At 65.9% G+C, this 14,899-nt stretch carries 11 protein-coding genes and 1 pseudogene; 6 read left to right on the top strand and 6 right to left on the bottom strand.

The window, feature by feature from the left end; genetic code table 11:
* Positions 1 to 40 precede the first annotated feature (40 nt).
* Entirely contained in the window at positions 41 to 736 is a 696-nt protein-coding gene (locus AB0K35_RS09115) for a hypothetical protein (RefSeq protein WP_363884596.1), read from the bottom strand.
* On the opposite strand from AB0K35_RS09115, the gene AB0K35_RS09120 reads away from it, so the two are divergent.
* The 4 genes from AB0K35_RS09120 (at position 737) to AB0K35_RS09135 (ending at position 6,873) form a co-directional block, all read left to right on the top strand.
* Positions 737 to 1,561, top strand: coding sequence for a hypothetical protein (locus AB0K35_RS09120; protein ID WP_363884598.1), 825 nt, complete (start codon positions 737 to 739; stop codon positions 1,559 to 1,561).
* Positions 1,558 to 3,747, top strand: coding sequence for a hypothetical protein (locus AB0K35_RS09125; RefSeq protein WP_363884600.1), 2,190 nt, complete (start codon positions 1,558 to 1,560; stop codon positions 3,745 to 3,747). Before AB0K35_RS09120 ends, AB0K35_RS09125 begins: the two co-directional genes overlap by 4 nt.
* A gap of 4 nt (positions 3,748 to 3,751) precedes the next feature.
* Positions 3,752 to 4,612 (top strand): hypothetical protein, encoded by an 861-nt coding sequence (locus tag AB0K35_RS09130; RefSeq protein ID WP_363884602.1) that lies wholly within the window; start codon positions 3,752 to 3,754, stop codon positions 4,610 to 4,612.
* Between the two features lie 845 nt (positions 4,613 to 5,457).
* Positions 5,458 to 6,873, top strand: coding sequence for a tyrosine-type recombinase/integrase (locus AB0K35_RS09135; RefSeq protein WP_363884604.1), 1,416 nt, complete (start codon positions 5,458 to 5,460; stop codon positions 6,871 to 6,873).
* 56 nt (positions 6,874 to 6,929) lie between these two features.
* On the opposite strand, the gene AB0K35_RS09140 is transcribed toward AB0K35_RS09135, so the two are convergent.
* From AB0K35_RS09140 to AB0K35_RS09150, 3 genes and pseudogenes are all read right to left on the bottom strand, one after another.
* Positions 6,930 to 7,808, bottom strand: coding sequence for a hypothetical protein (locus AB0K35_RS09140; protein WP_363884606.1), 879 nt, complete (start codon positions 7,806 to 7,808; stop codon positions 6,930 to 6,932).
* Positions 7,809 to 8,313: 505 nt separating this feature from the next.
* Positions 8,314 to 11,148 (bottom strand): hypothetical protein, encoded by a 2,835-nt coding sequence (locus AB0K35_RS09145; protein WP_363885251.1) that lies wholly within the window; start codon positions 11,146 to 11,148, stop codon positions 8,314 to 8,316.
* Positions 11,149 to 11,234: 86 nt separating this feature from the next.
* Positions 11,235 to 11,831, bottom strand: a pseudogene (locus tag AB0K35_RS09150) (hypothetical protein); the annotation flags it as partial.
* 17 nt (positions 11,832 to 11,848) lie between these two features.
* Here AB0K35_RS09150 and AB0K35_RS09155 point away from each other — a divergent pair.
* A complete protein-coding gene (locus tag AB0K35_RS09155; RefSeq protein ID WP_363884608.1) occupies positions 11,849 to 11,974 on the top strand; it encodes a hypothetical protein in 126 nt (41 codons plus the stop codon).
* A 1,003-nt stretch (positions 11,975 to 12,977) separates the two neighbouring features.
* Here the strand turns inward: AB0K35_RS09155 and AB0K35_RS09160 are convergent.
* Positions 12,978 to 13,454 (bottom strand): hypothetical protein, encoded by a 477-nt coding sequence (locus AB0K35_RS09160; protein WP_363885284.1) that lies wholly within the window; start codon positions 13,452 to 13,454, stop codon positions 12,978 to 12,980.
* 7 nt (positions 13,455 to 13,461) lie between these two features.
* Entirely contained in the window at positions 13,462 to 13,815 is a 354-nt protein-coding gene (locus AB0K35_RS09165) for a hypothetical protein (protein ID WP_363884610.1), read from the bottom strand.
* Between the two features lie 415 nt (positions 13,816 to 14,230).
* Here AB0K35_RS09165 and AB0K35_RS09170 point away from each other — a divergent pair, with 415 nt between their 5' ends.
* Positions 14,231 to 14,875 (top strand): hypothetical protein, encoded by a 645-nt coding sequence (locus tag AB0K35_RS09170; RefSeq protein ID WP_363884612.1) that lies wholly within the window; start codon positions 14,231 to 14,233, stop codon positions 14,873 to 14,875.
* Positions 14,876 to 14,899 lie beyond the last annotated feature (24 nt).

Raw genomic sequence — 14,899 nt, forward strand, 5'->3', positions numbered from 1 at the left:
TCACGGTTCGCGTCGATGTCGCTACACCCCGCAGTAGCAGTCAAGTGATCGAACCCGCAAAGGCTCTGAGGACCACCAAGCTGACAGCGGAGCCCAGCGACGTGAGAAACCAGGGCATACACCGTCGAATGCATAGATGCTTCGCCATCGCGATCCGGGCGAGTACCACCACGAAATCCCAGGCTTCGTTCCTGTGCCGGGTGGCTGTGGCAATCGATGGCCGCTGGCCAACCGCGACGAGATCCGGGAAACCGAACCGGTTCGTACCACCAGCGCTGGGCAGACGGGGCCGAAGCGACAGCGCGAGCTGGCAGGTGGCCGCCGTCATGGCTATCACCATGGTGGCCGCAAGGAGCACGGTAAGGGCGGCAACGCTTGTGCTGCCATCCGGCGAGACTGGCAAGGCTTGATCCACGACCGTCGCGGCCATGCCTCCTTCGGCCGTCAGCAGCGCCAAGGCTTTCGCGTCCGCATGTCTGATCGAGGCTTGCAGTGATGCCGCCGTGACTAGGCCGACATGAAGATCCCGCCACGTGTCCTCGCCGCTGCTTGCTCTCCGGCTTCTTCCCATGCTTCGAGTCAAGGCCATATTGGCGAGAGCCATGGGATCGAAGTATCGCTTGTCGCTGACTCGACAGTGGACCTTGTTCCTGTATTTGTATGGGATTTCCAGCTCCGCCGGCCTGTAGAGATGAGTCTCGAACGACTTGTCGAGCCAGTGAGGGATGGAAAGCACATGGCTTACGTCACGGACCCAGACCGGCGTGTGTTGGTCGCTGTGGACATGGAGTCCTACAGCGGCCGAGACAACGTCCTACAGCATCGAGCGCAGCTGGCCTTTCGGGAGGTCATGGCGACGGCGTGCGACGAGTTGGGCTTCGACCGCGCCAACTGGTTGATCCAACAGGGAGGCGATGGTGAGCTAGCTATCCTCCCGCCAGGTGCCAGCGAGCGGGCGGTTGTGACGCGGCTTACGCCGGTCCTCGATCGGTTGTTGCGCGAACACAACCGTGGGCTCAGGCTTGAGGCACGTATCCGTTTGCGCGTCGGTGTTCACGAAGGGCCGGTTCATCTCGACGGGGCGAACGGCTACCCAGGCGACGCCGTCGTGACAGTCTGCCGACTGGTGGACTCGCCCCAGCTCAAGGCCGCGTTACGGCAGTTCCCGGGGGCTGCGGTCGCGCTGATTGTGTCGGACCGGCTCTACCACGACATCGTCCGCCAGTACCAGGATCTTCGGCCTGAGCACTTCCAGCAGGTGACGGCACGACTACCTGAGAAGCACTTCGAGGCCACCGCCTGGATCTACGTTCCGGGCGAGAGTATTTCCACCACCTACGAGCCTCCTGGTCCTCCCGTTTCCGCCTCTGACCAACCACACGACGGGAGCGGCGGTGAGAGCGTCGAACGCCGTGGCGACCGGTCTCGCCCACAGCCGGCCAGTGGTGGGCAGGTGTTCCAGGACATCCGGTCGCGGGGAATTGGCGCGATCGGCAACGGCAATTCGATCTCCGTCTCGGGCCGCCCAGAAGACCTCGACTCGTGGGGTTCGCCTCGATGAGCGACACCACCCCTGACGAAGACCCGTCGCCGCCCAGTACGGCCTCCGGAGAGGCGGCGTCCGGCGACGCAGCCCTGCCGGAGCCGCGGATAGATGAGCCGGTTCGCCGTGAAGAGGAGACTGCTTCGGACTCGACAGCCGAGTCGCGGGAGGAGCAGGAGGAGATTGTCCCGGATTCCTTACGGATGGACCCACGAGTGGGTGCCGAGCTGTACGGCACCCAATTCTCAGCCGTCTACTCGGGGATCGACGCCCGCGGTGTGAACGCTGTCGGCAACAACAACACGATTCACGTCGTGACTATCACGGGTCAACCGTCAACGAAACCCATCATCAGGGATCTGCCGGGAGTACCCGATCTGCTCGCGGTGTACGCGGCGACGGGCGCAGATGAGGAACTCGGGGAGAAGCTCGGCCAGCGATCCACGGCGTGCCTGGCAGGTAGGCCGCACACCGGGCGGTTCAGTACCGCCTGCGTGGCGCTGGCTTGCCGCCATAGCCCGGATCGAGTACATGAGATCCTGCTGCCGGGGGATGTTGCGCCGGAAGTACTCCGCCGAGCGGGCGACAGCATCGAGGAGGATCACGGTTACGTGCTCCGGCTGCCCGGCAACAGCCACAGCCAGGTAATGCGCCTGCTAGCAGATCTCTTTCAACGACGGTCCGCGAGCCTGTTGCTGATCAGGCATGACGACTCGCGTGCGGGTGTTCGGCACAGCGCCGAGGTGCAGCACAGGAGCCCAGCACCGCTGGCCGTCTTTCGCGCTCATCTTGGTCATCACCTGCGCGACCGACTGAGGCTCAGCGACGAGGAAAGCGCCGAACTTATCCGCGGGTATCTCCACCACAGCGACCTCGTCGATGCCCTGCACAGCACCTATGGACCTCGCGAGGTGGTGCCAATCGCCGAAGCCGTCGGGCAGGGCCATCCGGCCGACGGCGGCGCACTGGCCGAGATCCTCCGTAGCTCGCAACCGCGGCGCAGGGCTCGTGCGGCGGAAATCCTGCGTTCGGATGCCGGCGGCGCTAGCCGACGGCCCCGACGGGCTGACCAGCACGAAAGGGCCTTCCGGATTGCGTACGCCGTTTTCGCCTGGCAGTCCCTGCATTACGCCTTCGAGGCGGCCGGCATCCTGCTCGAGGAGATCGACGGGCAGGCCAAGCGGGTGGACTGGGGCCGGCTGGCGTTGCAGCACCCAGTGTCGGAGCTGCTCGGACCGCTCGCGGTGGACTGGCAGGAGGGCCGAGAAGCCACCCGGTTACGGGGCGGGTCGTCACGTTCGGCCTGGCTGCATGACGGCGGCATGCGCGGCGTCATCATCGATGAGGCGTGGCATGAGTTCGACAGCACTCGGCCAGCCCTGCTCAAGTGGCTGGACAGGCTGGTCTCGGAGGATGACGAGCCGATGCAGCGAGCGGCGGCTGAGGCGGCTGGCCTGCTCGCTCACCATGATTTCGCGCGGGTCTGCGCCGACCTCATTGACGGCTGGGCGGCCTCACCCAAAAGTCGGCTTCGGCAGGCAGCGGCCTGGGCGATGGTCGCGGCTGACATGGGCGGACAGGTGGGTCATCTCGTCCGTGGGCAGGTCCGAGACTGGGCCAGTGGGCATCGCAACTTGCAGCGAGACGCAGCCGCCCGCGTGTACGCCAGTGGGCTGCAACAACCGGATCTCAGTTGGAGCCTCGCCGACCTACGCCGCATCGCCCAAGATCCGATGCAGCAGCACACGTACATGGTCGCCGAGGGCGTGTACCAGCTCTACGCCCCGCACAGGGCGGATCAGATCATCTTCGAACTCGCGGAGTGGTCGGACGACCGACAGCTACAACTGCACGCCGCCGGCGCCTTGCTCAGTCTGGCCGCGATACCGGCCGACACCTCCCCGAGCGGCGTTCCCGAACTCCTGGTCAGAGCCGCAGCGCAGGAGGTCGACAGTCACGATCTCGTACGCCTCTGGCAGGTGGCGCTGTTGACAGCCGGTGCGTCGCGGAGGGCATGGAGCACCTTCGAGCAATGGCTGACCAAGGCTGACTCCGACGAAGCCCTGCGTAAGGCGACCGCAGCGTTGGTCACCGACCTCACCGCCTTACCAAGCATGGGTCGCCGGATGAGGTTCCACCTCGCCCGGCATTCGCAGTTCGAGGACGGGCTACCGGAATGGCTCGACGCCGCGATGAGGAAGTGACGACATGACCGACACCACCAACACGGCCAGTTCACCCGCCGCCTGGCGCCGGTTCCGATCCTGGCTACTGACGCTATGGCACCGTCTCGTGGCGGCGCTGCGCGGGCCCGAGCCTGTCCCCATGCCCCCGCCGCCCCCGCCACCACCGCCGCCAGGCCGGTTGACCGAACGCCGGGACGCACCGGCGCCGATCATCGTGCCGGCGCGCGGTTATGTCTTCATGTTTCGCGTCCACGCCACATTCGTATGGTCATCCGAAGGGATACCAAGGGAGTTCCTCAGCGGCTCTGCCCAGTACTTCATGCCCTACGCCGTTCGAGCCCTGACACGTCTCGCCGCCGCCCGAGCCCGCAACGTCGTCGCGCACCGCGCAAGAGAACTTGAAGTAGAGCTGCAGCGGGCCATCGCCGACAGCGGGGCGTGGCGGTACGAGCGCAACGGAGTGCGGGTGGCCTGCCAGCCGTACGTGTGGGTAGAACTCGATGAGGGCGTGAAGAAGGCAGTCAAGCCGTATTGGGAGCAGTTGATCAAGCTCGACTGCGAGTACGACGTGGACGCGAAACGCGCACAATACGTAGATCGGATGAGCCGGCAGTGGCTGACCATCCTCGAGAAACTCGTCGACAACCCCGTCGCCGGCGGCGCGGCCAAGATGACCAACGAAAGCCTCGCTGCTGTCGTTCGAGACCTCATCGCCGAACAGAACGCCACCGCGCAGCGGCTGGAGGATCTCCTCGGTGAACGGTTGCGCGACGGCGACGCCTACGAGCAGGCCACGTCATTTGACATTCTGACCGAGCGACTGAACGGTCATAGACCGAAACCCACAACAATGCCCACTTCAGGCTCGAACGGCTCGTCTTAGGCTTAAAATTTGCGGGAGGCCCATACCCCGTCGAAGACACCTCGGCGCGGTGATCAACGAGACGCTGTTCTGATCCTTTTCGCCCATGCTCGTGATCACTACATCCGACAGGTAGCCGCTTGCCTGGCTGGCACAGGAGCGGTGCGCGCCCTGCCGCGGAAATCCTTCACACAATTTCATTAGATGATTCGGAGTATCGACTAAGGAGCAAGTTGGCATTGCTGCAGCTGCCGAGCGGCCGGTCTCGCAGGCAGGTCCCAGCACATGGCTAGGGAGCGGCCCCGCATCTTGACCTCGTCCCATCCAGACCGGACGTCGTTCTTCCTAGCTGCTGAATGGACCACTCTGCGATGAAGACTTTCGAACATGGCTCCGGCCCGGCATCGCCGACCGGGGCTGACGGCGATGTCGCAGACGACCTATGGACTGGCGAGCGGATCGCGGCCTTGGGCATGGTGACCGATCTAGCGACGACCGCGCGAATCATGAGGTTCTCGCGTTCAGTCGCGTATGACCTGGCCAAGCGCGACCAGTTTCCGGTCCCGGTGCTCCGATTCGGCAGCCACTACCGGGTGCCGGTTGCGGCCATCTTTCACGCCCTGCAGGTAACGTCCAACCACCAGGGCGATTCGCTGGCACCAGCGCCGGAACAGGACCAAGTCGCAGGCGAAGAGGCAATCCCCGATCGCCCTCGACCGAACCCGCAGGCACCTACTGCCGCACGCTCAACCGGAGAGAGGCACCTGAGGCGGCCGAAAGGGTCCGAGTTCAAACGCTGTTCCTGCCGGGACGGCGAAGGCCGCAAACTCGGCAACCACTGCCCACAGCTTCGCCGGGCAAACGGAGTGTGGAACCCCAACCACGGCCGGTGGGCCTACCAACTCGAACTGCCGACCCACCCCGGCCAGGCGCGCCGTCAACTGCGCCGCAGCACTTTCGACACCCGCGGCGCCGCCGCCGGCGAGCGCGACCATGCCAAAGCCCTGCTCGCCCTCGCCAGTGACGACCCGGCCGTCGCCGCCGAGATCGCCGACATGCTCCTCGCCGTTACCGCCGGCGCATCACTGCCGGACCGCGACACCATCGCCCGACGGGTCCGCGCCGGACTGCCCGCCACCGTCACGACCACCGTCGGTGAATACCTGCAGTCGTGGCTGGCATCCCGCCGCAGCCTCAGCAGCGTCCAACCCAACACCCTGCTGGCCTACGAGTCGCACATCCGCGTCCACCTGGTCCCACACCTCGGCACCATCGCCCTGGTGAAACTACGGGTGGAGCACGTCGAAGCCATGTTCGCCGCCATCGCCGAGGGCAGCACCGCCATCGAGATCGCCCGCCAGAGCGACGACCCCACCATCCGCGCCAGCGTCCGCGGCCTGCGCACCACCAAACCGGCCAGCATGCACCGCATCCGCGCCACCCTGCGCAAGGCACTCAACGACGCCATCCGCCGCGGCAACAACCGGCTCATCGACTTCAACCCCGCCGCCCACATCGAGCTGCCCTCCGGCGTACGTCCCAAAGCCCGGGTATGGACCACCAAAGCCGTACAACGGTGGCGCGACACCGGCGAGCGGCCCAGCCCGGTCATGGTCTGGACCCCGCAGCAGGCCGGCGCGTTCCTCGACCACGCCGAAGAGCACGACATCGCCCTCTACCCACTATTCGCGCTCATCCTGCACCGCGGACTGCGCCGCGGCGAGGCCGTCGGACTCACCGACACCGCCGTCGACCTCGACAACTCCCTGATCAGCGTCACCCAACAGATGGCCACCCACGGCTACACACCCGTGATCAAGAAGGTCAAGTCCGAGTCCGGCAACCGAATCATGGCCATGGCCAGCATCACCCGCGTCGTCCTGCGCGCCCACCACGCCCGCCGCGCCCAGTGGAAACTCGCCGCCGGCCACACCTGGCCCGACACCGGACTGTTCTTCGTCCAACCCGACGGAGGGCCCTGGCACCCCAACGCCGTCACCGACCGCTTCGAAGCCCTCGTCCGCGACGCCGACCTACCCCCGATCCGACTGCACGACCTGCGGCACTGCGCCGCCACCTACCTCAAAGCCGTCGGCGCCGACCTCAAGGACATCCAGGAACTCCTCGGCCACTCCTCGGCCGCCATGACCGACGTCTACACCTCGGTCATCGCCGAACTCAACGTCGAACGCGCCAAAGCAGAAGCCGCCGCCGAACTACTCCCCCGCCGCCGAGAGCAATCCCGGGTCAAAACCCAGGGCGGAGCAACACCGATCAGCTAGATGGTCCCTGTCCAGTCGGACCGCTGTTCGTGAGTTGCTCCGCCCGTTGTGGTGAGCTATCGGTCCAAGCTGGATTGAATCCGCAGTATGTGGCCATTGAGGTGAAGGTCGTAGGCCTTGCCCGCTTCCGTGGCGGTCATGCCCGGCAGGCCGATGGTCTCGTCGAGCAGCATGCTGACGAGGTCTTGGGGGTACGGGTAGCTGTCCCATTGCAGGAGCCACCGTCGGCCGGCTCCGACGAGGCGGCGTTGTCGGAAGTAGTGAAAGTTGGTGGGTTTCGGCCGCTGCAGTGGGTCGGAGAACCAGTGGCCGATGGCCCAGCGTCCAGCGATGTCGCGGGCGTCGAGGCGCATGGCCAGTGCCCGCAGAATCGCGGCGACCCCTTTGCTGGGGACAGGGTTGAACCGCAGCATGTGCTGTTCTGTGGCGTGGAGGGGCACGTCTGGCGTCCACCATCGGTAGCCATCGCCAGTGTCGCGGGAGTAGACCCCGAAGCGGGCGTCGTCGAACACTCCTCGATGCTGGTCGGTGACGGTCATGCGCGCGCCGGTGGGCAGGTGCACCAGCCGGTAGGTCTCGTTGCCGTCGGCCTGGTTCAGTCTCAGCCCTGGCAGCCCTGCGGCCCCTGTTTCTTCACCGCTGGGGACGAGGTATCCGAGGACGTTGGTGGGGCAGTCGGTCACCACGACGAGGTCGTCGATGCGGGGAGACATCGTGAGCGAGTAGTGGGTCAGGCGGCTGACGATCGAGGTCCCGGCGACCGCCCCGCCGAACAAGTAGGTCGCGAGAAGGGTGCGTAGTCGTTGTTGGGGGACGGTGCAACGGTCCAAGCCGAGGTCGCCGATGTGTCCGACGCCCTGCCGGGCTGCGGTGATGTGCTCGCCGGTGTACGCCGCCCGGAGACGGGCATGGGCGGTGTGAGCTGTGTGAGGCATGCGTGACCCTCCGCGCTGCCCGGCCAGCGGTTGTCACACAAGTTCGGTCTATGACGGAGTTGGCTTGCTGGCGGAGCGGGCGTAGCACACCCTTGGTCGGAGCGCTTGCCAGGTCCGGGGGTGGCCTGCGCTACTTCCAGCCCTCCGCGGCCGGATCATCTTCAGGCTAGCAGGCCTGATCGATCCCCGAATATGGCAGCGATTCTGGCGGCTACTCCGCCAGACCAAAACCGCGTTGTCGAGACGCTGCGTGGCACCCTCGAGGGTTTGGTGTCGCATCAGGCGTGGGTGCCTCGGCCACCACCGCTGGCTCCGGACGGGGCGGTGAGGGGAATCGTTCTGCCTTACGGGTGCTGGTTGTCGGCGACGATGCGTCGTACGGCCGCCGCCACAATGGTGGATCTGCTCATGCTCATCGCGTCGGTAACGGTTCCAGCTCCCTGCAATGAGGCACCGCCCGCTGTCGTCCACGGTGCTGGAGATCAGTGCCCTAGGGGGCCGATTTTTAGGCGACCGTGACGCTGATCTGGGGTTTGGTCCGGTGCCGGGTCACTCTCGACAGATGTTCCTCCTCCTTGAGCCGCGTGAGGACCTGGAAGTGATGGGAATCGTTCGGGAAGGTCGGTGTTGCGCCAGAGGTGGTGAGATCGGCGTACCCGTGCCCGAGGTACGCGAGGACGGAAAGGGTCTGGTCAGTCGAGATGGCGTTCCCGAGCTGATCGACCAACGGGACCACCAGCTCCGCGTCGCAGGTCACTCGGGCGATGCGCTCCAGTTGGGTGGGGTTCAGTGGCTGGGCCGTCACGGCGAACCACCCGGCTGCTCGCAGCGCCTCGCGATGATCGGTCGGTACGAACTCGTCCAGCCGGAGCAAGACAGCCTGCCGGACCGTCGGGCTGATTGAGGCGCTACCCAGCAACCGGGCCGTCATGTCCTCGTCGAGCAGGGCGGGCGTGACGAAGTCGGCAAAGTTCGTCGAGCACTCGATGCCGTGCCGCAGGGTGTCCCAGTCGCCGCCGGCGAACGGCTGGAACAGGTCGGCGGTGTCGTCGCAAATCTGGTAACGGAGCAGTTCGCCGAGTAGGAGGCCGTTCTCAGGCTCGACGCGGCTGGCAGCGAGAGACTCGGTCAGGGCGAGCGTGGCGACCAGAGTGGCACGGGTTTCGGCGGAGGGAATCGTTTCCCTGCTGCGAAGGATCGTCACGGCGACCTGTGTCTTCTGCTCGGCGAGCCGATCCGCCTCTGCCTCGGGAGTTGCGATCGCGCCTGCGTCGACGAGCAGCCCGGCCAGATCGGCGTCGACCCCGCCGACCTGTTCGATGTAAGCGGCGGTGTTGTTCACCGTCGCCGGGAACCGCCGGGAGCGGGCCAGCGCGGGCCAGACCTCCGCGGGTACGTCCGTGAGACGGTCGATCCGGCACTGCGCCGCCGCGGCGCGGCAGAGTCGCTCTGTCAGGCCCGTCTCCCAGCTGGAAGTCTCCGCGACGATGTCCGCGAAGGTGCTGGGATCCGCGACCGTCACCGTGGTGGGCCCGTCGTTTTCGACTGCGGTGAGGTAGGCGGCGGGATTGGCGATGCAGTAGTCGTAGACGGTGGGGTCGGTCTTCTGGACGATGTCCAGGCTTAGGCTCGGCGGATTGTCCAGCGCGGTGCGCAGATTTCCTGGCGTGAGGGTGTACAGGCTGTCGGCCACGACCAGAGCACTTACGTCGTGACCGAGAACGGTCAGGTCGTCGATCACCACCCGAGCCTGTCGCAGCAGCGCGACCGCGTTACGTGTCGACCGCTCGTCGGTCGGCCGGGTCAGGCAGGCCAGGCGAGCGTGATTGTCCTGGAGATAGGTCGTCACCTGCTCCTCGATCTGCCGATCGAGGTCTGGATCGGCGTGCGGGACTGCCTCGTCGATCAGGTCGAGCCGGCTTTCCGGCTGCAGGTCCGGGACCTGCAGGATCCGGCTCAAGATCGGCGGCCACGTGGCGGACAGTCGCCGGACGGCCTCCGCGGCCTGCGCTCCGCCACTTAGGTAGGCCTGGAGGAAGGCCTGCTCGACCGGGCCGTCGATCTCGGCCAGGCGCTTGAGGACGGTCCGGGCGCCAGGGTGCTGATTTGCTAGCAGGTGGTCCAGGATCTCGATGTTGTAGGCGCTGTCCAGGTCGAGGAAGTCTGCTTTGGTCTCCCGCAGGACGCCCGCGATGTCATCCGGCCCGTTGAAGGCGTAGTACGTGTCGGGGATGTTGGGCTGCACGTGCCGCACGATGAAGTTCATGGCACGGATGGAGACGCGCTCGCCGTAGTACTGGGCCACGTAGAGGGCGAAGTTCTGGTCGATGAAGCCGCGGCGGATCAGGTCGCGGGCGACCTCAGAGCGGATCGTCTCCCCGAGGAGGGCCTCGAAGGTGACCTCCGCTGTGCCGCGGCCGAGGGTGAAGGCGGGATCCGCGACGAGGTCGACGAAGTCGGCCCTCCGTAACGCCGTAATTTCGGCGACCGCCTCCTCACGCTCAGCGTCCAACGCCTGACGTTCGCGCCGGTCCCAGTCGTCCAGATCAAGTTCAGCCCGCAACAGCTGACGGATGTCGTCGATTGGGATGCGAACGGGCAACTGTGAGCCGTAATGGTAGAAGTTCGCCGTCGGTCCGTTCCCGTCGGCAATGAGCATCTGCCAGAATTTGTCGGTCCCGGCATCAGCCGGAGCGAAGGTTTCGGTGCCGATTGTGTAGCTCGAGAGAGTGTATTGTTGATAGTTTCCGGACCGTCGGATGGCATCGACATGCCAGTTCAAACGCTCGGCGAAACGCTCGGACTTTTCCCGTAGCGCCTCGGCCAGCGCTGCGGAATTGGCGATCTCGCTGATGCGGGCGCGTCGCCTCGCGATGGACTGATTCACCAGATCGCGGCTGAGTTTGTAGAGCGTGTCGAGGTCGCTGCGGCCCAGTGCGATCTGCTCGAAGTCGCCGAGGTGGACGTTCTTGTAGACCATCATCGCGAAGACCGAGTCCGCACGAAGCTCGGGCACACCGCGCTTCGCGGTGATCAGCCGTGCGGCGAACACGGCGTACTCGTTGCGAATGTTCTTCAGCAGCCGCATGTCGCTGATGTGCCGTCCGACCAGGTCGACGAGGTCGGGTGACACCGGAACGAGGGATCGGTCGGCCAGCAGCTGGGTGAGCAGGTCACGTGACGTGCGGTGGGTGATGAACGGAACCACCGGCACAACCAGGTCGAAGAACTTCGTGCGGTTCGCCCGTACCGACTCGGCGGAGGCGCCGTCGTCCAGCTGCCCGGTGTCATTGCCGAGTCGCTCGAAGATGCTGTCCTTGAGTGCGTAGACGAACCGGATCGTCCGGCCCCGCGCGACGTGCGAGGTGTGAGCAGGGTGTTGAGCTCGCGCAACGCTTCGAAGATGCCCGGGTCGTCGAACCGGTCGAGGTCCTCGAAAACGACGACGTCGAACTTCGTCGACTCGAAGAAGTAGACGATCTCATCGAGGTACTTGTCGAAGTAACTGACCTCTTTGGCGCCCAGCTCGACGGTAGCCCCGGCGGCGGACACCTTAGAGACGACGCGGTTGTGGACGGCTTGTCGGATCCATGTCAGCACGGCCACCATCAACAGTCCGAACAGGACGACCGCCCCGGCCCGCACCGGCCATGGATGCTCCTTGGTGGCGCCGACCAGACGCGGAAAAAACCCGAGGAGGAACAGGATCAGCGCGACGACTGCGACCTGTGTCGTGGCGATCCCGACGGCCCGGCGGAGGTTCGGTTTATCGATGCGCCGGAAGTGCGAGCGGGGCAGCGCCCGCTGCGGCTGGCTGTGCAACAGTTGTTTGACGAGCTCCTTCTCGATCCGATTGGTGACCGACTTCTCCTCCTCGGGAGGCCCGAGGGTCGATAGGGAGAGGTTGAGAACCCGTCCCGTGTGCTCGTCGGTAAAGGCCTTCAGGACACTCGACTTGCCCGCGCCGTAGCGACCCGTCAGCGCGATGTTGCGAACGTCCGGGACCTGCAGAGTGGCGGTCAGCCGAGCGACGTACCCCCGTGCTGTTCCTGCTCGAACTGCGGCGTGAGCGGGAGCAGCGCGACATCAGCCTCGACCGACCTCAAGGAGCCGCCCCGCCCAGCCTGACCTCGTTCCCACCAGCCCACGTCTTCCCCTTCCCGTAGGCCGTTCAGGTTAGAGGAGAGCGACGCGGGGTCCACGCACACTTGTCGCCGTCGGGCGGTGTCAGTTGTACCGCGCCCGCGGCACCGTCTGGAGCTTCAGCGTCGTGACGGAGGGAGGCGATCAAGTGGTCTTGGGGTTTGTCCTGTCCCACGACGCGGCCGAGAATTGGCGACAGCGCCGCGTGGGCGAGATACCTGAGGCACGCCCAGGGGGACGTTGACCTGCACGCACGGTGGGATCATGTCACTGGCGACGACGGTCGACGAAAGTGTGGAAGACCGTGTCCTATATTGATACCCCAAGGACGACGGTAGTCTGCTTCTCAACGGTAGATATCCAACGTCACTGGACGAACATCCAGTAACGCTGGAGAAGGAAGACCCTTGCCTCAGGTTGTCGACGCCACGAGGCGAAGGGCCTTCCCGCTCCCTCGCGGGCCCAGTTGACCGATAGGTCAGTTGGGCCCGCATCCCTTGCCGGCCAGCGTCACCGCGAGGCCGACGGAGTAGGCAAGCACCTTGAGTATCAGTGCTACCGACTCCCCGACATCCCGCCACCGGTTGGCGTTGGTCCGTCGGTTCTGTCTCGGGCCTGAGTGCCCGTTGCGGCGCATCGTCACTCGCCATCCCTTCGAGATCCTGCGTTCGGAGGACCGTCCCCCGCGCGGAGGAACGCTCCCGTACCCGCGAAGACCTCGATGACAGGTGGATCAGTGCAATGCGCTGCAGACACCATAGCGAGGTGCCGTCGATGTATCGCTACCCGAGACTCCTCTTCCCGGCGCGCCTAGGAAGCGGACCGTTCCGGTGGTCATCGGTTGTTGCGCGGCATTTGCCTGTCGAACAGCTTCCGGACTCCGGCCTTCGACCAGCCTGGCCTGTGGTTGCGGTGACGACGCACCAGACCCGACGACGAGGTGATGAAGTTGGCGACCGACGCCCCGACTGCTGTGGAGATCTGGTTGGCGAGCGAGCCGACCGGCAGACACCAGCAGCGGTTGCTCTAGGCAAGAGACCAGTCGGCGTCCCCGTCCTTCACGCTAGCGTCGCTGTAGGTGGATGAGTTGGGCGAGGGCCACTTGCCGCCCGGGAAGGATCGGCTGTCCACCGCCTCGCCGTGCAGGTTGACCATGCTGGTTGCCTGTGCGGCGAGGAAGGCCGACAGGGGCGCCGCTTCAGCGCGAGACCGCCACGCCTCCTGGTCGAAGGACTCAGACCACGCCCGCATCGTCTGAGCAGCCACCTCCCGGAAGAGGCGCAGCACCAAGGAGCCCAGCTCCTCGGCGGCAACATGCCGCTGCCAACCGGCCCACGCCTCAATTCGTGAAGGCAGACCGTCCGGGTCAACCACGACAGCGACGCAACCACGCGGATCTGAGCCACGTCCCTCGCTGGGCGAAGGCTGGGACTGCATCGCGGCCTGAATCTTCAGTGCGTGTCCTTGGATCTGCTGCAGACGGGCGAGGATCTCGTCGCTCACGCGGCCATCACCGCCCTAACCACGACGGCTGAACAGGATTCGGCCCGCGCAGGAGCAGCCATCCGATGACCGCCGTCGCGACGGCGCAGTGCGCGAGAAGTACCGCGAAGACAACCCACGTGCCGCTCGTGGCGAAGCCGAGCATCAGCACGGCAAGGAGTCCCGAGGTGATCCCTAGCAGCACCGCTACGACTCGACGAAGACCAGTTGCCGCCCCGACCCATGCCAGGGCAACCGCCGTCAGCACAAGCACCACGGCGAAGATCACCACAGCCTGCGAGCCTGCCACGCCGAATGCCGCTTCGGCGGCCACGTCAGGGAAGGAGGAGACCGCTAGCGCGATCACCGGGAGCTCGAACACCGCTCCGAGAGACCAGAGCAGGAAGCCCGTGCGACTCCTACCGCCTTTGTCAGGGGGCGCAGATGACTCCAATTGGTCCCCCGTCCAACCGTTGGCCGGCCGTCCGTGAGCGGCGACAGACCAATCACTCTCCGTGGCACGCCAGCCTGCCGCACTCGATCGACCTCATGCAACCCCATCAGGCAGGCCCGCTTGAATCTAAGGCGCGCCCTGGTCGTGGGAGCGATTCGCTGCGAGCCTCAACGCGGGCTGCTACCGCGGCGTGCCCACGCGCAGCCGACACCGACCTCTCCAGACGTTCCGACGGGATGACGGTCGCTGACGGTGCGGGCGGCGGGCCTCCACCAGCATCGCGTGGTGCCTGGGCTGTTGTTACCAGCAACAGCCTGTCGTACCTTCGCCGTACCTTCTCACCATGAACTCCGAATTCCGTGCGGCGTGGGTGCCGTTCACGGCGGACCGCACGCTGGAGGCGGCAGCGGCAATCGCCATGGAGTGGGCGGAACCGACCGCCGTCGCTCATCAGCGGCCTGCGGTGCTGGTGACTGACCGCATCGGGGAGTACCACGGCCATGACCTGTTCGAGCGGTACCGCAAGGGTCGGCACGTCTCGCCGAGGTCGAACCGCCTCACCTTCCGGCCGGGCGCGGTGATCGCGCACGCGCCGTCTCCCACAGCGCTTCACCTTGCGATGCGTCTGGCTGACGGCGTGGCTCTCGCCGTCGTTGAGCATCCGGCGCCGTGGCGGCTGTCCGGGTGGGCCCGGGCGCTCGGCGCCCGAGACCTGCTCACGGGACAGACCGCGCCCGCTCTCGACCCGAAGCTGGTCGAGTACCTGGACGCGCTGCTCTTCCACGGCAACAACGGATATAGCCGTGGGCATGGACGCGACGGCGCCCAGCGGGTCTTGGCCGACCTGCGCGCCGAAGGGCTGCTGGAAGATCCCGATCTGATCGTCAGCGCCCTCGCCGCCAGGGGCGTGCCGGCCGAGCAGCTGAAAACGGTTGCCACGATGGCCGGTATGACGGCGTCGCTACCGCCCGTACGACACGTACGGTAGAAGCGGCTGCCTTGTCGATGGACA

This window comes from Micromonospora sp. NPDC053740 (assembly GCF_040677775.1).
Taxonomy (GTDB): Bacteria; Actinomycetota; Actinomycetes; order Mycobacteriales; family Micromonosporaceae; genus Micromonospora; species Micromonospora alfalfae.